Annotated in this window: 24 protein-coding genes; 3 read left to right on the forward strand and 21 right to left on the reverse strand. The window is 60.3% G+C overall.

Annotated features, from left to right (window positions below; all coding sequences use genetic code 11):
- Nucleotides 1–117: 117 nt before the first annotated feature.
- Together K1567_RS00640 and K1567_RS00645 are read left to right on the forward strand one after the other, a co-directional pair.
- Nucleotides 118–957: an arylamine N-acetyltransferase gene (locus K1567_RS00640; protein ID WP_169868723.1), complete on the forward strand. Its 840-nt coding sequence runs from the start codon at nucleotides 118–120 to the stop codon at nucleotides 955–957.
- A 124-nt stretch (nucleotides 958–1,081) separates the two neighbouring features.
- On the forward strand, nucleotides 1,082–1,834 hold the full coding sequence (locus tag K1567_RS00645; protein ID WP_034098710.1) for an outer membrane beta-barrel protein: 753 nt from the start codon (nucleotides 1,082–1,084) through the stop codon (nucleotides 1,832–1,834).
- A 253-nt stretch (nucleotides 1,835–2,087) separates the two neighbouring features.
- Here K1567_RS00645 and nuoN read toward each other — a convergent pair whose 3' ends face one another.
- From nuoN to K1567_RS00750, 21 genes are all read right to left on the reverse strand, one after another.
- Complete coding sequence (gene nuoN / locus K1567_RS00650; protein ID WP_034098709.1) at nucleotides 2,088–3,551, reverse strand: NADH-quinone oxidoreductase subunit NuoN; 1,464 nt, start codon at nucleotides 3,549–3,551, stop codon at nucleotides 2,088–2,090.
- Nucleotides 3,552–3,558: 7 nt separating this feature from the next.
- The gene (gene nuoM / locus K1567_RS00655) at nucleotides 3,559–5,091 is read right to left on the reverse strand and encodes an NADH-quinone oxidoreductase subunit M (protein WP_034098707.1); all 1,533 of its coding nucleotides are present in this window, start codon (nucleotides 5,089–5,091) and stop codon (nucleotides 3,559–3,561) included.
- A 39-nt stretch (nucleotides 5,092–5,130) separates the two neighbouring features.
- The gene (gene nuoL / locus K1567_RS00660) at nucleotides 5,131–6,984 is read right to left on the reverse strand and encodes an NADH-quinone oxidoreductase subunit L (RefSeq protein WP_034098705.1); all 1,854 of its coding nucleotides are present in this window, start codon (nucleotides 6,982–6,984) and stop codon (nucleotides 5,131–5,133) included.
- On the reverse strand, nucleotides 6,981–7,289 hold the full coding sequence (nuoK, locus tag K1567_RS00665) for an NADH-quinone oxidoreductase subunit NuoK (RefSeq protein WP_003174727.1): 309 nt from the start codon (nucleotides 7,287–7,289) through the stop codon (nucleotides 6,981–6,983). Before nuoK ends, nuoL begins: the two co-directional genes overlap by 4 nt.
- A gap of 2 nt (nucleotides 7,290–7,291) precedes the next feature.
- A complete protein-coding gene (nuoJ, locus tag K1567_RS00670; RefSeq protein ID WP_016974048.1) occupies nucleotides 7,292–7,795 on the reverse strand; it encodes an NADH-quinone oxidoreductase subunit J in 504 nt (167 codons plus the stop codon).
- A 9-nt stretch (nucleotides 7,796–7,804) separates the two neighbouring features.
- Entirely contained in the window at nucleotides 7,805–8,353 is a 549-nt protein-coding gene (gene nuoI, locus K1567_RS00675) for an NADH-quinone oxidoreductase subunit NuoI (protein WP_003174725.1), read from the reverse strand.
- A gap of 11 nt (nucleotides 8,354–8,364) precedes the next feature.
- Complete coding sequence (gene nuoH / locus K1567_RS00680; RefSeq protein WP_017137518.1) at nucleotides 8,365–9,372, reverse strand: NADH-quinone oxidoreductase subunit NuoH; 1,008 nt, start codon at nucleotides 9,370–9,372, stop codon at nucleotides 8,365–8,367.
- The gene (gene nuoG, locus K1567_RS00685) at nucleotides 9,369–12,083 is read right to left on the reverse strand and encodes an NADH-quinone oxidoreductase subunit NuoG (RefSeq protein ID WP_040268711.1); all 2,715 of its coding nucleotides are present in this window, start codon (nucleotides 12,081–12,083) and stop codon (nucleotides 9,369–9,371) included. Before nuoG ends, nuoH begins: the two co-directional genes overlap by 4 nt.
- 135 nt (nucleotides 12,084–12,218) lie before the next feature.
- A complete protein-coding gene (nuoF, locus tag K1567_RS00690) occupies nucleotides 12,219–13,577 on the reverse strand; it encodes an NADH-quinone oxidoreductase subunit NuoF (protein WP_034098702.1) in 1,359 nt (452 codons plus the stop codon).
- Nucleotides 13,574–14,071, reverse strand: coding sequence for an NADH-quinone oxidoreductase subunit NuoE (gene nuoE, locus K1567_RS00695; protein WP_003174721.1), 498 nt, complete (start codon nucleotides 14,069–14,071; stop codon nucleotides 13,574–13,576). The genes nuoF and nuoE overlap by 4 nt, the downstream gene beginning before the upstream one ends.
- 2 nt (nucleotides 14,072–14,073) lie before the next feature.
- Nucleotides 14,074–15,858, reverse strand: coding sequence for an NADH-quinone oxidoreductase subunit C/D (nuoC, locus tag K1567_RS00700; RefSeq protein WP_034098700.1), 1,785 nt, complete (start codon nucleotides 15,856–15,858; stop codon nucleotides 14,074–14,076).
- Nucleotides 15,859–15,930: 72 nt separating this feature from the next.
- Nucleotides 15,931–16,605: an NADH-quinone oxidoreductase subunit B family protein gene (locus K1567_RS00705; RefSeq protein WP_003219572.1), complete on the reverse strand. Its 675-nt coding sequence runs from the start codon at nucleotides 16,603–16,605 to the stop codon at nucleotides 15,931–15,933.
- 10 nt (nucleotides 16,606–16,615) lie between these two features.
- Nucleotides 16,616–17,029, reverse strand: a complete 414-nt coding sequence (locus K1567_RS00710) for an NADH-quinone oxidoreductase subunit A (protein ID WP_015372409.1) — start codon at nucleotides 17,027–17,029, stop codon at nucleotides 16,616–16,618.
- 630 nt (nucleotides 17,030–17,659) lie between these two features.
- On the reverse strand, nucleotides 17,660–18,985 hold the full coding sequence (aceA, locus tag K1567_RS00715) for an isocitrate lyase (RefSeq protein ID WP_003174717.1): 1,326 nt from the start codon (nucleotides 18,983–18,985) through the stop codon (nucleotides 17,660–17,662).
- Nucleotides 18,986–19,491: 506 nt separating this feature from the next.
- Nucleotides 19,492–20,229, reverse strand: coding sequence for a secretin N-terminal domain-containing protein (locus K1567_RS00720; RefSeq protein ID WP_034098697.1), 738 nt, complete (start codon nucleotides 20,227–20,229; stop codon nucleotides 19,492–19,494).
- A 214-nt stretch (nucleotides 20,230–20,443) separates the two neighbouring features.
- A complete protein-coding gene (locus K1567_RS00725; protein WP_169868726.1) occupies nucleotides 20,444–20,866 on the reverse strand; it encodes a GNAT family N-acetyltransferase in 423 nt (140 codons plus the stop codon).
- Nucleotides 20,859–22,025, reverse strand: a complete 1,167-nt coding sequence (locus tag K1567_RS00730) for a cupin domain-containing protein (RefSeq protein WP_034098693.1) — start codon at nucleotides 22,023–22,025, stop codon at nucleotides 20,859–20,861. Before K1567_RS00730 ends, K1567_RS00725 begins: the two co-directional genes overlap by 8 nt.
- 83 nt (nucleotides 22,026–22,108) lie before the next feature.
- Nucleotides 22,109–23,479, reverse strand: coding sequence for an adenylosuccinate lyase (gene purB, locus K1567_RS00735; protein ID WP_034098692.1), 1,371 nt, complete (start codon nucleotides 23,477–23,479; stop codon nucleotides 22,109–22,111).
- Nucleotides 23,480–23,604: 125 nt separating this feature from the next.
- A complete protein-coding gene (gene hflD, locus K1567_RS00740) occupies nucleotides 23,605–24,228 on the reverse strand; it encodes a high frequency lysogenization protein HflD (protein ID WP_034098690.1) in 624 nt (207 codons plus the stop codon).
- Nucleotides 24,225–25,349 carry a tRNA 2-thiouridine(34) synthase MnmA gene (mnmA, locus tag K1567_RS00745; protein WP_034098688.1) on the reverse strand — a complete coding sequence of 375 codons (1,125 nt, stop codon included), beginning with the start codon at nucleotides 25,347–25,349 and terminating at the stop codon, nucleotides 24,225–24,227. Before mnmA ends, hflD begins: the two co-directional genes overlap by 4 nt.
- Nucleotides 25,350–25,408: 59 nt before the next feature.
- On the reverse strand, nucleotides 25,409–25,855 hold the full coding sequence (locus tag K1567_RS00750) for an NUDIX hydrolase (RefSeq protein WP_220698006.1): 447 nt from the start codon (nucleotides 25,853–25,855) through the stop codon (nucleotides 25,409–25,411).
- Between the two features lie 165 nt (nucleotides 25,856–26,020).
- Here K1567_RS00750 and K1567_RS00755 point away from each other — a divergent pair, with 165 nt between their 5' ends.
- Nucleotides 26,021–26,917 (forward strand): DMT family transporter, encoded by an 897-nt coding sequence (locus K1567_RS00755; RefSeq protein ID WP_034138580.1) that lies wholly within the window; start codon nucleotides 26,021–26,023, stop codon nucleotides 26,915–26,917.
- The last annotated feature ends 32 nt before the right edge of the window (nucleotides 26,918–26,949 follow it).

A 26,949-nucleotide genomic window follows, 5' to 3' on the forward strand; every position in this document is an offset into this window, starting at 1 on the left:
TGCCTCCCTGACTTGTTATAAATGGATAGGAAGGCGTTTAAAAAGGTTCATTCAAAATGACAATCTGCACGCGGGCGCGGCATAGTGACGCCTTCGCCCGTGCTCAAGGACCGTGCCATGCCCCGTCTCACCCATTGCCAGCGCTACCTGCAACGCCTGGGCTACGAAACTCCGCCACCGCCCACCCTGCAAACTCTGCAAGACCTGCAATTGCGCCATGTTTGCACCTTTGCCTTTGAGAGCCTGTCGACCCTGCTGCACCAGCTGGTACCGATCGATCTGCCGAGCGTCGAGCACAAAGTATTGTTCGAGGGGCGCGGCGGCTACTGCTACGAGTTGAACCAGATGTTTCTGATGCTATTGCAGGAATTAGGCTTCGACGCGCGCGGCATCACCGGCCGGGTTGTCATGGGCGGCCCGCCGGATGCGCGTACGGCGCGTACCCATCGTCTGAGCCTGGTGAACCTGGACGGAGTGCGCTACATCACCGACGTGGGCTTTGGTGGCATGGTGCCGAGCAGCCCGTTGCAACTCGATACCCAGGCGGCGCAGGCCACGGCGCATGAGCCTTACCGCCTGACATTCGATGCGCAGGAGAGCAGCTATACGCTGTGGGCCGAAGTGGCCGGGGAATGGCGCGGCTTATACGTGTTCGACCTGCAAGTGCAGGCCGACATCGATTACGAAATCGGCAACTGGTACGTCTCGACCCACCCTGGCTCGCCCTTTCTGGGGCAGCTCAAAGTCGCGCGGCTGGCCGTTGGGGAGCGGCACACGTTGAATAACGCGCATTACGCAATTCACTATCTGGACAGGCCCAGCGCCAAGCGTACGTTGCAACACAGCGATGAACTGCTGGCATTGCTACGCGACACGTTCGGCATTCAGGTGCCTAAGCACCCACGTTTGAGCGGCGCATTGGATGACTTGATTCGCGCAGGCCGCCAAGAGCCTTGATCTAGAGCGTTCGCTGAACCGTTTTACCTCCAAAATCAGGTGAATTTTTTCGAACCTTTTGCGCGCGCGGAGGTTCGAAGCGGTTCCTGAATAATTTGTCCACCTGACAAGGAGATGTAAAACGATGTCCAAACTATTCGGATCATTCCTCAAAAACGCCTCGCTGCTTGCGCTGGCCACCGCGCCGGCGATGGTGTTCGCAGCGCCGTCCACCGACCCGATTTCCATCTTCGGGCTGCAGGGCAGCTACAACGATTTCAAACTCGAAGGCGGCAGCCAGAGCGACAAGGACCACATGCCCGAAGCGGGCCTGTTCTACAACTTCGGCAACAAGCTTACCGCTGAGTCCGGTTTTATCTACCAAGCCGGCATCGAAGCTAAATACGGCGAGAAGAGCGACAACAAACTCAAGGAAGGCCAGGCCGATCTGGACCTGGGCTGGCGTGCCGCGCTGGATGCGCGCAACTTTGTCGATGTGATCGTGGGCGGTGGTTACAGCTGGACCCGCTACGAGCCGGAGTCCAACGGCAATGACCTTGAGCTGACCACCAAATCGCCATTTGCCAAGGCGGCACTGGGCTACAACCACCAGTTCGATGACATGACCCTGCGAGTTGAAGCCGGCGCTCGTCACACCCTCGACGGCCGCGTCAAAGTCAAGGTTGACGGCCTGGGCAGCGATTCCGTCGATCTCAAGGACCGCACCAACCCGTACGCGGAAGTCAGCCTGCTGATGAACCAGAAAGGCAACCTGCCTGTGATGGCGGGCCTGTACTACACCCGCACCGAATACAAACTGGATGAAGACTCCCCCGTGGCCGACAACACCAAACTCAAGCGTGACGAGTATGGGTTCAAGGTCGGTATCGCGTTCTAACCCGTTTGTAGTGAGCTGGCTGATTGGATAAGAGGGGCTTTTGTGGTGACTGAGCTTTGTGATGTACAGGCTCTTATGCTGAACAGGCTTTTGTGGTAAGCGGGCTTGGCCCGCGCCGGGCTGCGTAGCAGCCCCACCAAAGGCACTGCTAAACCCAGCTTGGCATTCCACTGCAAATCTCCAACCCAATCCCCACAATGCAAAAACGGCGCCCGAAGGCGCCGTTTTTGTTTACTCACTTCCCGCTAAGCGATCAAACACCCAGCACCGCGTGCTGCACCAAGGTGAGCAACGGCTGTGGGTAGACGCCGAGGAAGAAGGCGAGCAGGGCGATGGCCAGCAGCATCACGCCGCCGGCTTTCTGTTCCCAATGCAGCTCGGCATCCACACGACGCAGGTTCGGCTCGATCAGGTACAGGGTGACCATCACGCGCAGGTAGTAGAACACGCCGATGGCGCTGCCCAGAATCAGCGAGGCAACCAGCCACCACTCATGGGCTTCGACACCGGTAGCGATGATGTAGAACTTGCCGATAAAGCCTGCGGTCAGCGGGATACCGGCCAGGGACAGCATCATCACGGTCAGCACAGCGGTCAGGTACGGACGGCGCCAGAACAGGCCACGGTATTCGTACAGAGCGTCGGCGTCACGGCCCTTGTAAGGGGACGACATCAGGGTAATCACGCCGAATGCGCCAAGGCTGGTGATCACGTAGGTGACCAGATACACACCGATGGCTTCCACGGCCAGGCCTTTGCTCGCCACCAGGGCGATCAGCAGGTAGCCGAAGTGGGCGATAGACGAGTAACCCAGCAGACGCTTGAGGTTGTTTTGAGTCAGCGCCAGCAGGTTACCGAACAGGATCGACGCAATGGCGATCACGGTCAGTACGTTGCTCAGCACGCCGGTGTTGGCAGCGGGGGAGATCTGGAACAGACGCACCATCACCGCAAACACTGCCACTTTCGACGCGGTCGCCAGGAACGCAGCCACCGGCGCCGGGGCGCCTTCGTACACGTCCGGGGTCCACAGGTGGAACGGCACCAGCGACAGTTTGAAGGCCAGGCCGATCAGCATCATCGCCAGGCCCAGTTGGGCGATCGGTGCAGGCATGTTGGTGGCGGCCAAGGCATGACCGATACCGGTGAAGCTCAGGCTGCCGGCTTCGGCGTAGAGCAAGGCCATACCGAACAACAGGAACGCGGAACCGGCGGCCGACAGCACCATGTACTTGATGCCGGCTTCCAAAGAGCGCTTGTTGAAGAAGGCATAGGCCACCAGGCCGTACGTCGGGATCGACAGCAGTTCCAAACCGATGAACAGGCCTGCCAGGTGCTGGGCGCTGACCAGCACGATACCGCCGGCCGCAGCCAGCAGGATCAGCAGGTACAGCTCTTCGCGGTTGCCCGGGTAGCCGGTGCCGCCTTCGCCGAGGTAGGCGTGGGCGAGGGTGACGCATGCCAGGGTGGCCACCAGGATCAACGCGATGTACAGCAGTGCGAAGTCATCGATCATCATCAGCGGGGTGACCGCCAACGGCGCGACCTTGAGGGCCGGAATGATCGACAGCAGGGCCAGGTTCAACCCGGCACAGGACAGCAGGAACGTTTGCGAGTGATTGCGGCGCCAGGCGATCGCCAGCATCACCACCACGATGGTGAGGCTGGTGATCAGCAGCGGCGCAAGCGCGATAAAGTGTTGGATCGTGAATTCCATAGCGCTCTTACCGGGCCGAAGCGAGTTGAGAGAAGGCGGTGCCGAACCACTGCTGCACGCCATGCATCGTTGCGGCAGAAGTGTCCAGGAACGGTTGCGGGTACACGCCGATGTAGATCAGCAATACCGCAAGACCGAGCACCATGATCAGTTCGCGCGCATCCATCCCTTTGAGGACAGTGTCGGACTTGGCTGGGCCGAAGTAAGCGCGGTGGATCATGATCAGCGAGTAGACCGAACCGAACACCAGACCGGAGGTGGCGATGGCGCTGATCCACGGCGTTTGTACGAACGCGCCCATCAGGATCAGGAATTCGCCGATGAAGTTGCCGGTGCCCGGCAGGCCCAGGGACGCGGCGGCGAAGAACAGGCTGATCGCCGGCAGGTAGGCAATGCGCGACCACACGCCACCCATCTCGCGCATGTCACGGGTGTGCAGACGCTCGTACAGCTGACCACTGAGGATAAACAGGGCCGCGGCCGAAACGCCGTGAGCCAGCATCTGGATCACTGCACCTTGCAGCGCCAGTTGGCTGCCGGAATAGATGCCGATCAGTACGAAGCCCATATGGGAAACGGACGAGAAAGCAATCAGACGCTTGATGTCGGTTTGCGCGAAGGCCAGGAACGCACCGTAGAAAATCCCGATCAGACCGAGGGTCATGGCGATCGGCGCAAATTCGGCCGAAGCATTCGGGAACAGCGGCAGGGCAAAACGCAGCAGACCATACGCAGCGGTCTTCAACAGGATACCGGCCAGGTCCACGGAACCGGCAGTCGGTGCCTGGGCGTGAGCGTCCGGCAACCAGGAGTGGAACGGCACCACCGGCAGCTTCACCGCGAAGGCGATGAAGAAGCCCAGCATCAGCACGTACTCGGTGGTCAGGGACATCTTGGTCTTCAACAGGTCGGCGTAGTTGAAGGTAATCACGCCGGTGTTGTTGAAGTTGACCAGCACCAGCCCCAGGATCGCCACCAACATGATCAAGCCGGAAGCCTGAGTAAAGATGAAGAACTTGGTCGCCGCGTAGATCCGGGTTTTCTTGCCGTCCGAAGAACTGTGACCCCAGAGCGCGATGAGGAAGTACATCGGCACCAGCATCATTTCCCAGAAGAAGAAGAACATGAACAGGTCGAGGGCGAGGAACACGCCGACCACACCGCCCAGGATCCACATCAGGTTCAGGTGGAAGAAGCCCACGTGACGCTGGATTTCTTTCCAGGAGCAGAGTACCGAGAGGATACCCAGCAGGCCGGTCAGCAGGATCATCAACAGCGACAGGCCGTCGAGGGCCAGGTGCACATTGATGCCGAAGCGCTGGATCCACACGTGCTTGAATTCAAGCGCGAAGGTGGGATCGACACCCGGTGCCGGAGCAAATGAATAGTCGCCATGGGCCCACAGCCAGAGGCCGAGCGCGAGTTCCAGGGACATGGTCAGCAACGCAATCCAGCGGGGGAGGGTGGCGCCGAAGCGTTCACCCATCCAGCAGAGCAGGCCGCCGATAAAGGGGATCAGGATTAGCCAGGGCAGAATCATGACGGGCTCGTTTCCTTTCGCAAGTTCGCAAAGTTCATATCAGACCGCTACCACTACGATGGCGCCGATCACCAGCACGGCGCCAGCCGCCATGGAAGCCGCATACCAACGCAATTGGCCGGTCTCGCTGCGGCTCAGGGCGGTGTGACCGCCTTTGGCCGCGCGCGGGATCAAACCAATGGTCTGGTCGAGCGGGTCTTTACGCAGTACATGGCTGATGGCCAGGTACGGCTTGACGAACAGTTTGTCGTAGATCCAGTCGAAGCCCCAGGCAGCGAACCACCAGGCCGACAGGAAACGGCCGATGCCACTGTTGGCCACGGCGGTCACGAAGCGGCGCTTGCCGAGGAACAGCAGGGCTGCCAGCAGGATACCGGCAATGGCAATGGCGCCCGAGGCGATTTCCAGGCTGTGCTTGGCGTCGCCGCCGGCATGGCCGACGCTTTCCGGCAGTACGCCGGCCAGTGGCGGGGTGATCATGGCGCCGATAAACGTCGACAGGATGATCAGCACCGACAGTGGCAGCCAGTGGGAGATGCCATGGCCTGCGTGCGCTTCGGTCTTGGCTTCACCATGGAAGGTGATGAAGATCAGGCGGAAGGTGTAGAGCGAGGTCATGAAGGCACCGACCAGGCCTGCGTACAGCAGGTTCTGGTTACCGCTGGCAAAGGCTTCCCAGAGGATTTCGTCCTTGGAGTAGAAACCTGCGGTCACCAGCGGCAGGGCGGCCAGGGCGGCACCACCGACGATGAAGCTGGCGTAGGCCAATGGCAGTTTCTTCCACAGGCCGCCCATTTTGAAGATGTTCTGCTCGTGGTGGCAGGCGACGATTACCGCACCGGAAGCGAGGAACAGCAGGGCCTTGAAGAAGGCGTGGGTCATCAGGTGGAAGATCGCCGCGTCCCAGGCGCCGACGCCCAGGGCCAGGAACATGTAGCCGATCTGGCTCATGGTCGAGTAGGCGAGGATACGCTTGATGTCGGTCTGCACCAGCGCGGCGAAGCCGGCCAGTACCAGGGTCACGCCGCCGACCAGGCCCACCAGGTGCAGGATCTCCGGCGCCAGGGTGAACAGGCCATGGGTACGGGCGATCAGGTAGACACCCGCGGTCACCATGGTTGCGGCGTGGATCAGGGCCGACACCGGGGTAGGACCGGCCATCGCGTCCGCCAGCCAGGTCTGCAGTGGCAGTTGCGCGGATTTACCCACGGCGCCGCCCAGCAGCATCAGGGTCGCCAGGGTGATCCAGAAGTCACCGACCTGGAATTTCTGCGGCGCCAGCACCAGCAGTTCCTGGATGTTCAGCGTGCCCACCTGTTGGAACAGGATGAACAGGCCGATGGCCATGAACACGTCGCCGATACGGGTGACGATAAACGCTTTGAGTGCGGCGTTACCGTTGTTGCGGTTGCTGTAGTAGAAACCGATCAACAGGTACGAGCACAGGCCCACGCCTTCCCAGCCGAAGTACAGGAACAACAGGTTATCGCCGAGCACCAGGAACAGCATGCTGGCGATAAACAGGTTGGTGTACGAGAAGAAGCGCGAGTAGCCCGCCTCACCGCGCATGTACCAGGACGCGAACAGGTGGATCAGGAAACCCACGCCCACCACCACGCCAAGCATGGTGATCGACAGGCCATCGATGTAGAGGGCGAAGTTGGGCTTGAAGCCCTCCACCGACATCCACTGCCACAGCACCAGGGTGTAGTGACCGCCTTCCGGCGGCGCCACGTTGAATTGCCAGATGACGTAGGCGGCGACGATCGCCGACAGGCCAATGGACCCCACGCCGATCAAGGCCGAAAGGTTTTCCGACCAGCGCCCGCGAGAGAACGACAGCAGCAGGAACCCGATCAGGGGAAACAGGAAAGTCAGAAAGATCATGTTCATCCGCGCATCTCACTGGCAGCGTCGATATCAAGCGTGTGGAAGCGACGATACAGCTGCAGCAGGATCGCCAGGCCAATACTGGCCTCGGCCGCTGCCAGGCTGATCACCAGGATGAACATGACTTGTCCATCCGGCTGGCCCCAACGTGCACCCGCAACGATGAAGGCCAGTGCTGCGGCGTTCATCATGATTTCCAGGCTCATCAACACGAACAGAATGTTACGGCGAACCATCAGGCCGACCAGGCCAAGGCAGAACAGGATGCCGGCGACCGCCAGACCATGCTCCAAAGGGATAGCAGGCATCGTCATTGCTCCTTGGCTTCGTTGCGGCCCAAGTGGAAGGCGGTGACGGCTGCGGCGAGCAGCAGCATCGACGCCAGTTCGACCACCAGCAGGTACGGGCCGAACAGGCTGATGCCCACGGCTTTTGCATCCACAGTGGTGTGGCCGATGGCCTGGCCGCTCTGGTGAGCGAACAGTACATACAGCAGTTCACCCAGCAGCAGAGCCGCGAGGACAACCGGGCCGAGCCAGATGCCGGGCTTGAGCCAGACGCGTTCCTGGGCGACCGAAGCCGGCCCCAGGTTGAGCATCATCACCACAAACACGAACAGCACCATGATGGCGCCGGCGTAGGCGATCACTTCCAGTACACCGGCGAACGGTGCGCCGAGGCTGAAAAAGGTCATGGCCACGGCGATCAGGGAAATGATCAGGTAGAGCAGGGCGTGCACGGGGTTGGTGTTGGTGATCACGCGAAGCGTGGACACAACCGCGATACCCGATGCGAAATAGAAAGCGAATTCCATCTTTCTTCCTTAAGGCAGCAAGCTCTTCACGTTGATCGGCTCGGCTTCGTTTTGTGCGGCGCCTTTTGGCTTACCGGCAACGGCCATACCTGCAACACGATAGAAGTTGTAATCAGGGTTTTTACCGGGACCAGAGATCAGCAGATCTTCTTTCTCGTACACCAGGTCCTGACGTTTGAACTCGGCCATCTCGAAATCCGGTGTGAGCTGGATCGCGGTGGTCGGGCAAGCTTCCTCGCACAGGCCGCAGAAGATGCAGCGCGAGAAGTTGATGCGGAAGAAGTCCGGGTACCAGCGACCGTCTTCGGTTTCAGCTTTCTGCAGGGAGATGCAACCCACCGGGCACGCCACGGCGCACAGGTTGCAGGCAACGCAACGCTCTTCGCCATCGGGGTCGCGGGTCAGTACGATGCGGCCGCGATAGCGCGGCGGCAGGTACACCGCTTCTTCCGGGTATTGCAGGGTGTCGCGTTTGCGGAAGCCATGGCCGAAAACCATCACCAGGCTTCGCAACTGGGTACCGGTACCCTTAACGATGTCGCCAATATATTTGAACATGGGTCAAATCCTCACTGAACCGCGCCCGCTGGCGTGTTCAACAACACAACGGCAGCAGTCACCAGCAAATTGATCAGGGTCAGCGGCAGGCAGAAGCGCCAGCTGAAATCCATCACCTGGTCATACCGTGGACGCGGAATGGAAGCGCGCAGCAGGATAAACAGCATGATAAAGAACGCGGTCTTCAGGAAGAACCAGAAGAACGCCAGCTGCGGCAGGATGCCGAACGGACCGTGCCAGCCGCCGAAGAACAGCGTGACCAACAGGGCCGAGATCAAGATGATGCCGATGTACTCACCGACGAAGAACATGCCCCACTTCATGCCGGCGTATTCAATGTGGTAACCGTCGGCCAGTTCCTGTTCCGCTTCCGGCTGGTCGAACGGGTGACGGTGCGTCACGGCCACGCCAGCGATGAAGAAAGTACAGAAGCCGAAGAACTGCGGAATGATGAACCACAGGTTCTGCGCCTGGTACTCGACGATGTCGCGCATGTTGAACGAGCCGACCTGCACCACGATGCCCATCAGCGCCAGGCCCATGAACACTTCGTAGGACACGGTCTGGGCCGAGGCCCGCAAGCTACCCAGCAGGGCGAACTTGTTGTTGCTCGACCAGCCGGCGAACAGCACCGCATAGACCGACAGACCCGCCATCGCAAAGAAGAACAGCAAGCCGATGTTCAGGTCCGCCACGCCCCAGGTCGGGGTGATCGGGATGATCGCGAAGGCGATCAGCAAGGCGCTCATGGCCACGACCGGTGCCAGGGTGAAGATCACCTTGTCGGCAAACGGCGGGGTCCAGTCTTCCTTGAAGAACATCTTCAACATGTCGGCGGCGATCTGGAACATGCCGAATGGGCCAACGCGGTTCGGGCCATAACGGTCCTGCCACCAGCCCAGCAGGCGACGTTCGACGAAGCTGAGCAGGGCGCCCGCCACGACCACGGCCAACAGGATCACGATGGCCTTGACGACCGAGATGATCACGTCGATCACTTCAGGGGTGAACCAGGTCATTGCGCTGCCTCCTGCAGACCGTCAACGGTTTTGCCGAAGATCGCCGGCGGGATGCCGGCGAGGCCTTTAGGCAGTGCAACCAGGCCGGCACTCAGCTCTTCGTTGATACGCAGCGGCAGACGCAGGGTCTGGCCGGCAACGTTCAAGCTCAGCAGGGCACCGTCGTTGACACCCAGGCGGTCGGCTTCGGACTTGGCCATGGACACGTAGGCGGCGGGGATGCGCTCCTGAACCGGTGCGGCCTTGGAAGAGTTCTCCTCGCTGCCGAACAGGTGGAAGAACGGCACGACCTGCCAGGTGCCCGGGGCCGGGTTGAAAGGACGCGGGACCGCCGCGAACCAGTTCAGCGAATCGCCCTGGGTTTCGATCAGGCGAGTGCCTGGGTCGCCGGCGCGGATGTGGCCACCGACTTCGTCCTGGAACTTGTTCCACGCCTGTGGCGAGTTCCAACCTGGCGACCAGGCGAACGGCACTTGCTGACGCGGTTCGGCCGAACCCGAATAACCTTCCATGGAGAAGGCGAACGCGGTGTCGTTATCTTGCGGCGTACGTGGTTCATGCACGCTGATATCGGCGCGCATGGCGGTACGACCGGAATAACGCAGCGGCTCACGGGCCAGTTTCAGACCCTTGATGCGGAATGCAGCGGACGGCGCGGCGTCGACGATACGTGCCAGTTGCGGCGCGCTCGCGGCAGTGGCGGCGGTGACGTGGTCGAGCTGGGTCCAGTCGATCGGCCGATTCAGCAGGGTGGAGCGCAGGGCATGCAGCCAGCGCCAGCCTTCATGAACCAGGATGCTGGCGTCCATGTACTTCGGATCGAACACCTGGAAGAAGCGCTGCGCACGGCCTTCCTGACTGACCAGGGTGCCGTCGCCTTCGGCGAAAGTGGCGGCTGGCAGTACCAGGTCGGCACGGTCGCTGGTGGCGGTCTTCTGGTGGTCGGCGACGATCAGCACTTTGGCCGCGTTCAAGGCGGCGTCCACCTTGGCCGCGTCGGTGCGGGTATACAGATCGTTTTCCAGCACCACGATGGCGTCGGCGTTGCCGTCGATCACCGTTTGTAGCGCGGCATCCACGGATTCGCCACCAAGCATGGCCAGGCCGAGGCTGTTGGCTTCCGGTACCACCAGGCTGATGGAGCCGTTCTTGTCGCGCAGCTTCAAGGCCTTGGCGATGTTGGCGGCGGCCTCGATCAGTGCCTTGGAACCCAGCGAGGTGCCGGCGATGATCAGCGGACGTTTGGCGGCCAGCAGCGCGTCGGCGATGCGTTGGGCCAATTCGACGGCTTCGGCGTCCAGGCCGTCGACGGCTGGGGCGCTCGCGTCCAGGGCATGAGCCACGGCGAAACCGAGGCGGGCCAGGTCGTCGGGGGCAGCGTGCACGCATTCTTCAGCGATATCGTCGAGCTTGGTTTCCGCCAGGCTAGCGATAAACAGTGGGTTCAGCGCGTGCTGGCCGATGTTTTTCACGGCGGCGTCGAGCCAAGGCTGTACGCGCATGGCGTCGGCCATCTCTTCAGCCTTGCCTTTGACCGACTGACGCAGCGACAGCGCGATACGCGCGGCGGTCTGGGTCAGGTCTTCGCCGAGCACGAAGATCGCGTCGTGGTCTTCGATGTCGCGCATGTTCGGCACCGGCAGCGGGCTGTCGTTCAGCACCTGCAGGACCAGGCGGATACGCTCCAACTCACCGGCTTCGATACCGCTGTAGAAGTGCTCGGCGCCGACCAGTTCGCGCAACGCATAGTTGCTTTCGAGGCTGGCGCGTGGCGAGCCGATGCCGACGATCGTGCGGCCGCGCAGCAGGTCGGCGGCTTTATCCAAGGCTTCGTCGGTGCTCAGCTTCGCGCCGCCGGCCAACAATGGCTGGCGTGGGCGGTCTTCGCGGTTGACATAGCCATAGCCGAAACGGCCACGGTCGCACAGGAAGTACTGGTTGACCGAACCGTTGAAGCGGTTTTCGATGCGACGCAGCTCGCCGTAGCGTTCGCCCGGGGAGATGTTGCAACCGCTGGAGCAGCCATGGCAGATGCTCGGGGCGAATTGCATGTCCCACTTACGGTTGTAACGCTCGGAGTGAGTCTTGTCGGTGAACACACCGGTCGGGCAGACCTCGGTGAGGTTGCCGGAGAACTCGCTTTCGAGCACGCCGTCTTCGACGCGACCGAAGTACACGTTGTCGTGGGCGCCGAATACGCCAAGGTCGGTGCCGCCGGCGTAGTCTTTATAGAAGCGCACGCAGCGGTAGCAGGCGATGCAGCGGTTCATCTCGTGGGAGATGAACGGGCCGAGATCCTGGTTCTGGTGGGTACGCTTGGTGAAGCGATAGCGGCGCTCGTTGTGGCCGGTCATCACCGTCATGTCCTGCAGGTGGCAGTGACCGCCTTCCTCACAGACCGGGCAGTCGTGAGGGTGGTTGGTCATCAGCCACTCGACGACACTGGCGCGGAATGCCTTGGATTCTTCATCGTCGATGGAGATCCAGGTGTTGTCGGTGGCTGGGGTCATGCAGGACATGACGATACGACCACGGGTGTCGTTCTCGTCGGTGTATTGCTTGACCGCACACTGGCGACAGGCACCGACGCTACCGAGCGCGGGGTGCCAGCAGAAATAAGGGATGTCGAGGCCTAGTGACAGACACGCCTGTAACAGGTTGTCCGCCCCATCGACTTCGAGCGCTTTGCCGTCTACGTGGATAGTGGCCATGGTTCAAAGTTCTTCGTTGGCCCGTTGTCAGCGGGCGTGGCTAATGGAATCTTGTTATTCATGTGCATCTACACAGCCTTAAAGGCGTCAGCACATGACAAGGCGAAGGGCACGGACCCTTCGCCTGTTTAAGCGTTACGCACCGACCATGGTCGGTGATACCACCTGATTGAGGTCGCCTGCGCGGGTTGGCGCGATGCCGGCCTCGAATTCAGAGCGGAAGTATTTGATTGCGCTGCCCAATGGCTCCACGGCGCCCGGTGCGTGAGCACAGAAGGTCTTGCCTGGGCCGAGGAAGCCGACCAGACCCAGCAGGGTCTCGATATCACCCTCGCGGCCTTCGCCTTTTTCCAGGGCCATCAGCAGCTTGACGCTCCACGGCAGGCCATCGCGGCATGGGGTGCAGAAGCCGCAGGATTCCCGGGCGAAGAACTGCTCCATGTTGCGCAGCAACGAGACCATGTTGACGGTGTTGTCCACCGCCATCGCCAGGCCCGTACCCATGCGGGTGCCCACCTTGCCGATGCCGCCGGCATACATTTGGGCGTCGAGGTGTTCGGGCAGCAGGAAACCGGTACCGGCACCGCCTGGCTGCCAGGCTTTCAAGGTGTAGCCGTCGCGCATGCCGCCGGCGTAGTCCTCGAACAGCTCGCGGGCAGTCACACCGAAGGGCAGCTCCCACAGGCCAGGATTCTTGACCTTGCCGGAGAAGCCCATGAGCTTGGTGCCCATGTCTTCGCTGCCTTCGCGGGCCAGGGATTTGTACCAGTCCACGCCGTCGGCGATGATCGCCGGCACGTTGCACAGGGTCTCGACGTTGTTCACACAGGTCGGCTTGCCCCACACGCCCACGGCGGCAGGGAAGGGCGGCTTGGAGCGCGGGTTGGCGCGACGGCCTTCGAGGGAGTTGATCAACGCGGTTTCTTCACCGCAGATATAACGCCCGGCGCCGGTGTGCACGAACAGTTCGAAGTCAAAACCCGAACCGAGGATATTCTTGCCCAGCAGGCCGGCGGCCTTGGCTTCTTCCACGGCACGGTTGAGGTGCTTGGCGGCGGTAGTGTATTCGCCGCGCAGGAAGATGTAGCCACGGTAGGTCTTCAGTGCGCGGGCACTGATCAGCATGCCTTCGATCAGCAGATGGGGCAGTTGCTCCATCAGCATGCGGTCTTTCCAGGTGTTCGGCTCCATTTCATCCGCGTTGCACAAGAGGTAGCGGATGTTGATGGATTCGTCCTTGGGCATCAGGCCCCATTTGACGCCCGTGGGGAAGCCTGCACCGCCACGGCCTTTGAGGCCGGCGTCTTTCACGGTCTGGACGATATCGTCCTGGGCCATGTCGGCGAAGGCCTTGCGCGCTGCGGCGTAACCGTTCTTGGCCTGGTACTCGTCAAACCATACCGGTTCGGCATCGTCACGCAGGCGCCAGGTCAATGGGTGAGTTTCGGGCGACCGCTGGATGCGGTTGGCCGGGCCGAAAGAAGTCAGGGTCATGGGTAGCCCTCGAGCAATTGGGTCACGCCAGCAGGCTGCACGTCACCGAATGTGTCGTCGTCGATCATCAACGCCGGCGCCTTGTCGCAGTTGCCCAGGCAGCACACCGGCAGCAGCGTGAAGCGGCCGTCCGGGGTGGTCTGGCCGAGGCCGATGCCCAGCTTGTTCTGGATTTCGCTGACCACGGATTCGTGACCGCCGATGTAGCAGACCATGCTGTCGCACACGCGAATGATGTGGCGGCCGACCGGCTGACGGAAGATCTGGCTGTAGAACGTGGCCACGCCTTCAACGTCGCTGGCGGGGATGCCGAGGATCTCTCCGATGGCGTAGAGGGCACCGTCCGGTACCCAGCCACGTTCCTTCTGGACGATCTTCAAGGCTTCGATCGACGCCGCGCGCGGGTCTTCGTAGTGATGCAGCTCGTGCTCGATGGCCGAGCGCTCGGTTTCACTCAAAGTGAAACGGTCTGTCTGGATAAGCGTGCTGTTCATGCTTAGCGGTCCACGTCGGCCATAACGAAATCGATACTACCCAGGTACGCAATCAAGTCCGCGACCATCTCGCCTTTGATCACCGAAGGGATCTGCTGCAAGTGGGCGAAGCTTGGGGTGCGAATCCGGGTGCGGTAGCTCATGGTGCCGCCATCGCTCGTCAGGTAATAACTGTTGATACCCTTGGTCGCTTCGATCATCTGGAAGGATTCGTTGGCCGGCATGACCGGGCCCCACGAAACTTGCAGGAAGTGCGTGATCAGGGTTTCGATGTGCTGCAGCGTGCGCTCTTTCGGCGGCGGCGTGGTCAGCGGGTGATCCGCCTTGTACGGGCCTGCCGGCATATTGCGCATGCACTGCTCGATGATTTTCAGGCTCTGGCGCATTTCTTCGACGCGTACGATGCAACGGTCGTAGGCATCGCCGTTGGCCGCCAGCGGTACTTCGAACTCGAAGTTCTCATAGCCGGAATACGGGCGTGCTTTACGCAGGTCGAAATCGCAACCGGTGGAACGCAGGCCAGCACCGGTGACGCCCCATTCCAGGGCTTCCTTGGTGTTGTACTGGGCGACGCCGATGGTACGACCCTTGAGGATGCTGTTGTCCAGGGCGGCCTTCTGGTACTCGTCCAGACGCTTGGGCATCCACTCGACGAACTCCTTGACCAGGCGCTCCCAGCCGTTCGGCAGATCGTGGGCCACACCACCAATGCGATACCAGGCCGGGTGCAGGCGGAAACCGGTGATGGCCTCGATGACCTTGTAGGCGCGCTGACGGTCGGTGAAGGTGAAAAACACCGGGGTCATGGCGCCGACGTCCTGGATATAGGTACCCAGGAACAGCAGGTGGCTGGTGATGCGGAAGAACTCGGCCATCATGATGCGGATGGTGTCGACGCGGTCTGGCACCTTGATGCCGGCCAGCTTCTCGACCGAGAGCACGTACGGCAGGTTGTTCATCACGCCGCCGAGGTAGTCGATACGGTCGGTGTAGGGGATGAAGCTATGCCAGGACTGACGCTCGGCCATCTTCTCGGCGCCACGGTGGTGGTAGCCGATGTCCGGTACGCAGTCGACGATTTCTTCGCCGTCCAGCTGCAGGATGATGCGGAAGGCACCGTGGGCCGAAGGGTGGTTAGGACCCAGGTTGAGGAACATGTAGTCCTCGTTGGCGCCGGAACGCTTCATGCCCCAGTCTTCCGGGCGGAAGCGCGCGGCCTCTTCTTCAAGCTGCTGCTTGGCGAGATTGAGGCTGAACGGGTCGAATTCCGTGGCACGGGCCGGGAAGTCCTTGCGCAACGGGTGACCTTCCCAGGTCGGCGGCATCATGATGCGCGACAGGTGCGGGTGACCCGGGAAGTCGACGCCGAACATGTCCCAGACTTCGCGCTCGTACCAGCTGGCATTCGGCCAGATGCCGGTCACGGTTGGGATGCTCAGGTCGCTCTCGGACAGCGCGACCTTGATCATCACATCGCTGTTACGTTCCAGCGACATCAGGTGATAGAACACGGTGAAATCGGCGCCGCTCGGCAGCCCTTGACGCTTGGTGCGCAGACGTTCATCCACGCCATGCAGGTCATAGAGCATGACGTACGGCTTGGGCAGGTTGCGCAGGAAGGTCAGGACTTCGACGAGCTTGGCGCGCGCCACCCACAACACCGGCATACCGGTGCGCGTGGCCTGGGCGGTGAAGGCGTCAGGGCCAAAACGGTTATTGAGTTCGACGACCACATCCTGGTCGTCTGCCTTATAAGGCGGGATGTACAGAGCACTGCCTGTAGTCATGGTTTTTTATCGCTTTCGGTCAACGTAAAGAATGAAGCCAGGTTTTCGTTCTATGAAAGAAGCGGCGCTGGATCAGACTTCGTCGGGGCTGCGCAGGTTGGTGACCTGAATACGCTGTTCGCGGCGCTGTTCCTTTTGTGACGGCATCTCGGCGCGGTATACGCCTTGATCTCCGACAACCCAGGAAAGTGGGCGACGCTCCTTGCCAATCGATTCCTGCAACAGCATCAAGCCTTGCAGAAATGCTTCAGGACGGGGCGGGCAGCCAGGCACGTAGACGTCCACGGGCAGGAACTTGTCCACCCCCTGGACCACGGAGTAGATATCGTACATGCCACCGGAGTTGGCGCACGAACCCATGGAGATAACCCACTTTGGCTCGAGCATTTGCTCGTAGAGACGCTGGATGATCGGCGCCATCTTGATAAAGCAGGTACCGGCGATAACCATGAAATCCGCCTGGCGCGGCGAGGCCCGGATCACTTCGGCGCCGAAGCGCGCAATGTCGTGGGGCGCCGTGAAGGCGGTGGTCATTTCCACGTAGCAGCACGAAAGGCCGAAGTTGTACGGCCACAGGGAGTTCTTACGCCCCCAGTTGACCGCGCCACTCAGCACGTCTTCGAGTTTGCCCATGTAGATGTTTTTGTGGACTTGATCTTCTAACGGATCGGAGACGGTTTCCCGTTCGCCGATGGGGTACTGCTCGTTAGGAGCATCCGGGTCGATCCTGGTGAGATTGTATTGCATCGCCAAAGCCTCATTGTTTCAGCTTCGCTTGCCGCTTGCGACGAGCTTCCGGAGCCCAGTCAAGGGCGCCCACTCGGAACAGGTAGACAAGACCTGCCAACAGAATTGCTATGAAAACGAGAGCTTCGACGAATCCGGTCCAGCCGCTTTCGCGGACGGACACAGACCAGGCAAAGAGAAAGAGGGCTTCGATATCGAAGATCACGAACAGCATCGCGACCAGATAGAATTTGGCTGAGAGCCGCAAGCGGGCGCCACCTGTAGGTAGCATGCCGGACTCGAACGGTTCGTTTTTGCTGCGGCCCCAGGCTTTTGACCCGAGGAGGCTGGAGACGCCGAGCATGAAGGCACAGAGGCCGACAACACCGAGGAGGAAAATGGCAAAGCCCCAATTGTGGGCTATGAGTCCTGTCGCTTCGGTCATGCTGGAAATCCTTAACAGAGAGCAAAGGTCTCTGAGCTCGAAAAAAGTAACGATGCAGTGACGATATGTCGCAGCGTAGTCAATCGCGGTGATTTTATGGCTAAACACCGGGCAAGTAAAATTCCGATGGCGAAATTATTCGATGGAATAAGGACATAGTGCACCTTTGTGGGGCTGCAGCCCTTGTGGCGTGGGCATTAGCGGGCATTTGATCAATTGTGTTTTGTTTAGGTTGTAACGAAGTTTCTATGTTCTAAATGATAATGAATATTGTTTGGGCGAGTTTTAAGCGGGTGGTCATGGTGTGGCGAGGGAAGTTGCCGTTACTTGCTCGGTTACCGCTAGTTGTTGGAGCGGATCTTTTAACCGATTTATCTGCAACGAATACCGCTCTGGATCAAGGTTTTGTACAAAATCTTCAGGTTGCAAGGCTCCTCATGCGGGAGGGGGGGCCGATGGCTGAGTGTCAGGCTATAGCTTTCTTGCTGATCCCCCTCTATCGAGGGCAAGCCCGCTCTCTGATGAGGTGTGTGCGGGCAAAAAAACGCCCCGAACCAGTCGGGGCGTCAGATCGTGCGGCACTGCGGTTAGCTTTTTAAGAAGTCCGCCGTGGCCGTGTACTCACATCGATCAGTGAAACTGCTCTTCTTCGGTCGAACCGGTCAGCGCGGTCACGGACGAGGTGCCGCCCTGGATCACGGTGGTCATGTCGTCGAAGTAGCCGGTGCCCACTTCCTGCTGGTGAGCCACGAAGGTGTAACCCTTGGCGGCGTCAGCGAATTCCTGCTCTTGCAGCTTCACGTAAGCGGTCATGTCGTTGCGGGCGTAGTCGTGCGCCAGGTTGAACATGCTGTGCCACATGTTGTGGATGCCAGCCAGGGTGATGAACTGGTGTTTGTAGCCCATGGCGGACAGTTCGCGCTGGAACTTGGCGATGGTCGCGTCGTCCAGGTTCTTCTTCCAGTTGAAAGAAGGCGAGCAGTTGTAGGACAGCAGTTGGTCCGGGTATTCCTTCTTGATCGCTTCGGCGAAGCGACGGGCTTCGTCCAGGTCCGGCTTTGCAGTTTCGCACCAGATCAGGTCGGCGTACGGGGCATAGGCCAAGCCGCGGGCAATGGCTTGATCCAGACCTGCGCGCACTTTGTAGAAACCTTCCTGGGTACGCTCGCCCGTGACGAACGGCTGGTCGTACGGATCGCAGTCCGAGGTCAGCAGGTCGGCAGCGTTGGCGTCGGTGCGGGCCAGGATGATGGTCGGCGTGCCGGCAACGTCAGCAGCCAGGCGCGCCGCGGTCAGTTTCTGTACCGCTTCTTGGGTCGGTACCAGTACCTTGCCGCCCATGTGGCCGCATTTCTTCACCGACGCCAGTTGGTCTTCGAAGTGCACGCCGGCAGCGCCGGCCTCGATCATGCTCTTCATCAGCTCGTAGGCGTTCAGTACGCCGCCGAAACCGGCTTCGGCGTCAGCCACGATCGGCGCGAAGTAGTCGATGTAGCCTTCGTCGCCTGGGTTCTTGCCGGCTTTCCACTGGATCTGGTCGGCGCGACGGAACGAGTTATTGATGCGCTTGACCACGGTCGGTACGGAGTCCACCGGGTACAGCGATTGGTCGGGGTACATGGATTCAGCGGAGTTGTTGTCCGCCGCCACTTGCCAGCCGGACAGGTAGATCGCCTGGATACCGGCTTTTACCTGCTGGACTGCCTGGCCGCCAGTGAGGGCGCCCATGCAGTTGACGAAATCTTTGTCGGGACGGAAGGATGGCTTGGCACCTTGAGTGACCAGGTTCCACAGCTTCTCGGCGCCGAGTTTTGCAAAGGTGTGCTCAGGTTGAACCGAGCCGCGCAGGCGGACGACGTCAGCAGCGGAGTAAGCGCGGGTCACGCCTTTCCAGCGTGGGTTCTCAGCCCAGTCTTTTTCAAGGGCTGCAATTTGCTGTTCGCGTGTCAGTGCCATGGGGAAAAACCTCGTCGCGTCTTTGTGGAAAATCTACTGGGTTGAACATTCCGTTGGCCAGCCACTGTAGTCAGTGCGTGGTCATGGCTGCTCGCTGATCAGAAGCGTAGGCGGTCAGGTCAGGTTCGACGGGGTAGGCGACAGGATGAACGATGGCTCAAGGGGGAGTTGAGCAGGTAAGGGCAGACTGCGAACGGTCTTCGGGCGTCGTGGGCCTTTGTACGATCCATCAGTGTGTTGCCGGGTTACCTGGTTAGCTTCCGTCCCTCGGGACAACTTCGTTCCAGTCGCAACCTCGTCAAACACGCCTTGTGGGCGGTACAGACACGAATCGGCTCGGGTGGGTAGCTTGGAGCGACGATCCGAAGGCCCTTGCCAGGGCCCCTGATTAGCGGGAGCGAGGCCATCATGCCCAGGCTTTTTTCGATCGTCAAATGTTTTGTAGTGCTTTTTTTCAGGCACTACATCTTTAGTCTAATACGACTCGTCAGTCAGTTTTTGGTGCTTCAGTTCAGGGTGTCGACCTTGACCCGCAATGTCAGGTCATCGCGGCCCTGCGTAGAGTAGGTGCGGGTTGCGGAGGTTTTATCGGCCTGAGTCTGGCGATTGATGCCGGCCAGAGGAATCCACTCGCCCAGGCGGCCGCTGATGGTTGTGTCGGTGCTTTGCACGTTCACTACATCGGGACGTTCCTGGCTCATGCGGTCACGGTTGGTACTGATCGCCAGGTGTACGGTGTCGCCGGTGACGCTGGCGGTGACATAGAACCCTTGGGTGACGTTGCGATACTGGGTCTGGTTTTGCAGGCGCCCGTAGCTGTCTTGCGAGGTGGTAGTCAGCGGGACGCTCTGGCCGACCTGGATCAGTGCGGGCACGCCTTCACTGGCCTGGATCTGCTGAATGCCGCCGTCGCGGCTGACGGTGCCGTAGCTGATGATGCGGGTCTGGCTGTCGCCGGTGTCCTGCTGATTGTTTTCATTGGTGTCGACGGTGATCAGCAGGCGCTTGGCTGGCGTATCCAGTTGTGCCAGCAGGGTGCGTAATCCCTGCACCTTGTCTGGGGCCGCGTTGACGATCAGCTGGTTGCCATAGGCGCTGACCGTACCGTCCTTGCCGATAAAATTCTGCGCCACCGGCAATAGGTCGGCGCTGGTGCGGTTGCTCAGGTTGAGGACTTCGGTGTCGGCGCTGGCCGAGACGCTGACAGCCAGGAGGAGGGCGGTGAGCAGGGTGCGTAGGTGCATGTCCGTTATCTCTGCGAGTCAATTAGGCGTGATAGTGCCAGTTTGTCGGCCTGGGCGGTCGCTTATTGAATCGTAGACGGCAAAAGCCCCGCATGGCAGGGCATTGCTGGTGGTGCTGAAATAGCTATCGGGGGCAAGCCCCCTCCCACATGTTTACCTGTACATTTCAAATGTGGGAGGGGGCTTGCCCCGATAGCAGCGACGCGATCCCGAATCAGGCTCCACGCACCATATCGACATGGGGAATCCCGACTTCCAGGAATTCATCGCTGACGATCTCGAAACCCAAGCGCTCATAGAACGGTGCGGCATACACCTGGGCGCTGAGGAATTGCCTGGTCTGGCCGCGTTTTTCAGCGGCTTCGATCACCGCCTCCATCAGCTTGTCGCCCACCTTCAGACCGCGCCAGTCCTTGAGTACCGACACGCGGCCAATCTCGCCGCTGGGCAGCAGGCGCGCGGTACCAATCGGAAAGTCACCTTCGTAAGCGAGGAAATGCATGGCATCTGCGTCGTCGGAGTCCCACTCCAGTTCGGGTGGGACCGATTGTTCAGCGATAAACACCGCTTCACGAATGCGCCGAATCTCAGCGATATCCTTATGCCAGTCCGCGACACTTACGTGAATCTTATTCATCGGCAAATCCCAGGCTTCCTTGCTTCACCAGTTCGCACAGCAGGGCGCGACCGTCTTCGTCCGCCAGCCACGGGCCGAGGTTCTCGGCGTGCAGGGCATCGGCGGAGCAAATCATTTTCAGCAGTTCGCGCAATTTACCCGGCAGGTAGCGACTCTGGCCGCTGGCGAACAGCAGCACGTCATCGTCCACTTCCGACCAGGCCATGCGCGCGCTCGGGTTGCGCACCAGAATCGCGCCGTCCTGCAGGCTGGCGACGAAATCTTCTTCGCCCAGCTCTTCGCCGGCTACCAATTCCGGATAGCGCGGCTCGGTCATGAATTGGCCGAACCAGGTCAGCAGCATGCGCTCGTCGCTCATATGCTCGGCCAGCAGGCTCTTGAGGCGATCGAGGGCGTCGCTCTGGATCTGGTGCGGGTCGCTGACCGGCTGGACGTCGGCGTCGGTGTAGCGCTCTTCGTCGGTCAGGTATTGAGCGAGGAAGTCGGTGAAGTGGGTCAGCACTTCGGCTGCGCTTGGGGCGCGGAAGCCGACGGAGTAGGTCATGCAATCGTCTTCGGCAATGCCGTAGTGGGCCAGGCGCGGTGGCAGGTAGAGCATGTCACCCGGTTCCAGTACCCATTCGGCGCTTTCTTCGAATTCAGCCAGGATGCGCAGGTCGGCATGTTGCAGCAGCGGGCTCTCGGAGTTGCACATCTGGCCGATCTTCCAGTTGCGTTTGCCTTGGGCCTGCAGCAGGAACACATCGTAGTTATCGAAGTGCGGGCCGACGCTGCCGCCGGGCGCGGCAAAGCTGATCATCACATCGTCGATGCGCCAGCTTGGCAGGAAGCGGAACTGCTCTAGCAGTTCTGCCACTTCCGGTACGAACTGATCGACCGCTTGCACCAGCAGGGTCCATTCGCGCTCGGGCAGTGTGCTGAAGGCGTCTTCGGCAAACGGGCCGCGGCGCAGTTCCCATGGACGTTCGCCGTGCTCGATCACCAGGCGCGATTCGACTTCTTCTTCCAAGGCCAGGCCGGCCAGTTCGTCGGCGTCGATGGGGCTTTCGAAGTCAGGGATGGCCTGACGGATCAGCAACGGTTTTTTCTGCCAGTAGTCGCGCAGGAATTCCCGTGCCGTGATGCCGCCCAGAAGTTGAAGAGGGATATCAGGATTCATGTGTAACCTATTGAAAAAAAGCACTTTTCAGACTGGAATAAAAACGCCCGGCGCGGCCGGGCGTCTCAAGGGTCTTGCTTGGATCAGATGCGCTTGGCCTGGGCCACGGCATTACCGATGTAGTTGGCCGGGGTGAGCAGTTTCAGCTCGGCCTTGGCAGCAGCTGGCATATCCAGGCCATCGATGAAAGTTTGCAGCGCTTCAGGGCTGATGCCCTTGCCACGCGTCAACTCTTTGAGCTTCTCGTAGGGGTTTTCGATGTTGTAGCGACGCATCACGGTCTGGATCGGCTCGGCCAGTACTTCCCAGCAAGCGTCCAGGTCAGCGGCGATTTTCTGCTCGTTGAGTTCCAGTTTGCTGATGCCTTTGAGGCTGGCTTCGTACGCGATCACGCTGTGGGCGAAGCCCACGCCGAGGTTACGCAGTACGGTGGAGTCGGTCAGGTCGCGCTGCCAGCGGGAGATCGGCAACTTGCTGGCCAGGTGCTGGAACAGGGCGTTGGCGATGCCGAGGTTGCCTTCGGAGTTTTCGAAGTCGATCGGGTTGACCTTGTGCGGCATGGTCGACGAACCGATTTCGCCGGCAATGGTGCGCTGCTTGAAGTAGCCCAGGGAGATGTAGCCCCAGATATCGCGATCGAAGTCGATCAGGATGGTGTTGAAGCGCGCAATGGCGTCGAACAGCTCGGCGATGTAGTCGTGCGGTTCGATCTGTGTGGTGTACGGGTTGAAGCCCAGGCCCAGCTCGTCTTCGATGAATGCACGGGCGTTGGCTTCCCAGTCGATCTCGGGGTAGGCCGACAGGTGGGCGTTGTAGTTGCCCACGGCGCCGTTGATCTTGCCCAGCAACGGCACGGCGGCCACTTGGGCGATCTGGCGCTCCAGGCGGTAGACCACGTTGGCCAGCTCTTTGCCCAGAGTGGTAGGCGAGGCCGGTTGGCCGTGGGTGCGCGACAGCATCGGCACGTCGGCGAAACGGATCGCCAGCTCGCGGATAGCGTTGGCGGTCTGGCGCATCAGCGGCAGCATCACGTCATCACGGCCTTCGCGCAGCATCAGGGCGTGGGACAGGTTATTGATGTCCTCGCTGGTGCAGGCAAAGTGGATGAACTCGCTGACCTGGGCCAGTTCCGGCAGCTTGGCTGCTTGCTCTTTGAGCAGGTACTCGATGGCTTTTACGTCGTGGTTGGTGGTGCGCTCGATCTCTTTCACACGCTCGGCGTGCTCCAGGGAGAAGTTTTCCGCCAGGGTGTTGAGCACGGCGTTGGCTTCGGCGGAAAACGCCGGCACTTCGCTGATGGCGGGGTGAGCGGCCAGGCGCTGGAGCCAGCGCACTTCAACCAGAACGCGGGCACGGATCAGGCCGTACTCGCTGAAAATTGGGCGCAGGGCCTGGGTTTTGCCGGCGTAGCGGCCGTCAACAGGGGAAACCGCAGTGAGCGAAGAGAGCTGCATGGGGTGTTCTCGGACAGTCGGGCAACGAAATGGGGCGCGTATCATACATGAAAAAATCCGCCGGTCCGTCGCCAACTGACCGGCGTATTACGCGTAACGGCTTGAAAACAGCCTGCTGCTGCGACTTATTCGTTGCGCATCAACGGGTAAAGCTCTTTAAGCAATTTGCGACGGCTGATGACCAACTGCCAACGATGACCGCCCAACTGGCGCCATAACCGCGCCGAACGAATACCGGCCAGCAACAGGGCGCGGATTTTCGACGCGTTGTTGGGTTGTTGCAGGTTGCGCATGTCGCCATGTACCTGGATACGCTGGCGCAGGGTGCTCAAGGTGTCTTGGTACAGCGCACCACAGGCGGCGATCACGTTTTCGTGGGCCGGGCCGAAGTGCTCCACCTGGGACTGGATTTGTGGCAGACGCTTGCCGATGGTCTCCAGCATGTCCTCGCGCTTGGCCAATTGGCGCTCCAGACCGAGCATCGACAGGGCGTACCGCAGTGGCTCGCGTTGCAAGGTGCTGGGGTCGCGTTCCAGGGCGCCGATCAGGGCGCGATAACCTTCGCGCAGCGCCAGATCGTCGCCGCCGTAGACTTCCAGGGTGTCCTTGGGGTCGCGGATCAACAGGCTGCCGAGCATGCAGGTCAGGCCAGCCTCGCCGACCTGGCCGGTCTTGGCGATCTTGTCCACCAGCACGGCGGCCAGAAATACGCCGCCCAGTGCGGTCAATTGCTCCTGGATCGGGCTCATGCCGGGTTGCTCCAGGGTTCGGCGACTTCGATCACGCCACCGCCCAGGCAGATCTCGCCGTCATAGAACACCACGGACTGGCCAGGGGTGACAGCGCGTTGCGGGTCATCGAAGGTGGCGCGGTAGCCGTTGGCGGTTTTTTCCAGGGTGCAGGGCTGATCGCTCTGGCGATAGCGCACTTTGGCGGTCAGGCGGCGCGGGGTGCTGAGGTCGATCGGGTTGACCCAGTAGATCTCCGACGCCAACAGCGCGCCGGAGAATAGCAGTGGGTGTTCATTGCCCTGGCCGACGATCAGCACGTTGTGCTCCAGATCTTTGACCAGCACGTACCACGGCTCTTCACCGGCGTCTTTTAAGCCGCCGATCCCTAGGCCCTGGCGTTGACCGATGGTGTGATACATCAGGCCATGATGACGGCCAATGACTTCACCTTCGGTGGTCTTGATCTCGCCCGGTTGTGCTGGCAGGTATTGCTTGAGGAAGTCGCTGAAGCGGCGTTCGCCGATAAAGCAGATCCCGGTGGAATCCTTCTTCTTGGCGGTGGCCAGGCCGTGCTGCTCGGCAATCTTGCGCACTTCGGGCTTTTCCAGTTCGCCCACGGGGAACAAGGTCTTGGCGATCTGTTCGCCACCGACGGCATGCAGGAAGTAGCTCTGGTCTTTGTTCGGGTCCAGGCCCTTGAGCAGTTCGGTGCGCCCGTCGATATCGCGACGACGCACATAGTGGCCTGTGGCAATCAGGTCGGCACCGAGCATCATGGCGTAGTCGAGGAACGCCTTGAACTTGATTTCGCGATTGCACAGGATGTCCGGGTTCGGCGTGCGACCGGCCTTGTATTCGGCCAGGAAATGCTCGAACACGTTGTCCCAATACTCGGCGGCGAAGTTGGCGGTGTGCAGCTTGATACCGATCTTGTCGCAAACGGCCTGGGCATCCGCCAGGTCGTCCATGGCGGTGCAATATTCCGTTCCATCGTCTTCTTCCCAGTTCTTCATGAACAGGCCTTCCACCTCATAGCCCTGCTCCATGAGCAGAACGGCGGAAACGGAAGAATCCACGCCGCCGGACATGCCGACGATGACGCGCTTCTTTTGTGTGTCAGAAGGGGCTGGATCACGCATAGGGTTTCAACGGGTGTCTTGAAAAAGGACGCGATTCTAACAGGCTGCGGCCTCTAAGGCTAAAGAGAAGGGCGGATCAATTCGAGACTGTGGCAGTGGCCGGCCAGATAATCATCGATACAGCGAATGATCAGCTCGCTGCGCCAGTCCTCGCGCAGGTCCATCAGTTCGTCGCGAGTGAGCCAGCGGGCGCGCATGATGCCTTCGTCGAGCTGATAGTCGGGATGGTGTTTCAGGGCCTTGGCGATGAAGCACACACGCTGGTAGGTCACGCCGTTGCTCGGGGCGGTGTACAGGTAGATGCCGACTATGCCGGTGGTTTCGACGTCCCAGCCGGTCTCTTCGAGGGTTTCGCGTACGGCGGCTTCGGTCAGGGTTTCATGTGGATCGAGGTGGCCGGCAGGCTGATTGAGTACGGCGCGACCGCCCTTAAGTTCTTCGACCATCAGGAACTTGCCGTTGTCTTCGACGATGGTGGCGACGGTGATGTGGGGTTGCCAGGTCATGAGATACCTCTTGGTTCTGAATGTAACCCAGTCTTGGAGCCGGATCGCAGCGATGATGGGGTGGTGCATAAGCAATCTGCATGATGCACCTGACATTTTATGATTTTACCGACTTCAGCTGCTGGCGCAGTTTATCTCTCCAGAGTTATCAGTCTGGAGAGTGTTATGAACCCGATTGCGCACAAACGCTACGAAGTACGCCTTACATCGCCCCTGCCCATTGCCTTCATTCTGCTTTGGAGTTCCGGCTACATCGGCGGTGCGTTCGGTGTGCGTTATGGCGAGCCCTTCACCATGACGTTCTATCGGTTTGCCTTGGCTGCCCTGGTGTTTCTGGGGGTGGCGCTTGCGATAAAGGCTGAATGGCCGAGGCGGCTTGCACCTTACCTTCATGCGGTAGTCGCGGGCGTGCTCTTGCAGGCTCTGCAATTCGGCGGTCTCTACACCGGAATAAGTCAGGGCGTCCCCGCCGGGCAAGCTGCACTGATTGTCGGGTTGATGCCCATATTCGTCGTGATCGGCGCCTATTTCTGTTTGGGTGAGCAATTGAGCTGGCGCGACCTGCCAGGTTCGATTCTGGGTGTCGGAGGAGTGGTCATTGTTGTCGGCAACAGTTTTTCAGGCGCCGACGCACCAGTAGGCGGCTATGGCGCGGTGGGATTGGCGCTGTTGGGCATCACCCTCGGTACTCTTTATCAGAAGCGTTTTCTGGGTGGGGTCAATCTGTGGGTGGGGTGCTTCATTCAAATGGTTACTGCGTCGCTGGTCATGTTGATGCTGGCTTGCGCCGCTGAAACCATGCAGGTGACGCAGTGGATGCCTTTTATTGCCTCGGTGGCCTGGATTAGTTTGATGAATTCTGTAGGCGCACTGACGATATTGTATTTGATGATTCGGCGGGGAGAGGCGAGTAAAGCGACGAACTTATTTCATGTGATTCCGGCGGTTACGCAGATCATGGCGGCGTTAGTGTTGGGGGAGGTGCCGAGCGTAGTAGTGATTGTGGGGTTTATTGTTTCGGGGGGAGGAGTTTATTTGATGAATCATTCGCGAGCAAAATAAGCCTGAATTACTGAGTACCGCTTAGCAGGAGA

The organism is Pseudomonas sp. S5F11 (assembly GCF_019641515.1).
In the GTDB taxonomy this organism is placed as follows: Bacteria; Pseudomonadota; Gammaproteobacteria; order Pseudomonadales; family Pseudomonadaceae; genus Aquipseudomonas; species Aquipseudomonas rhodesiae.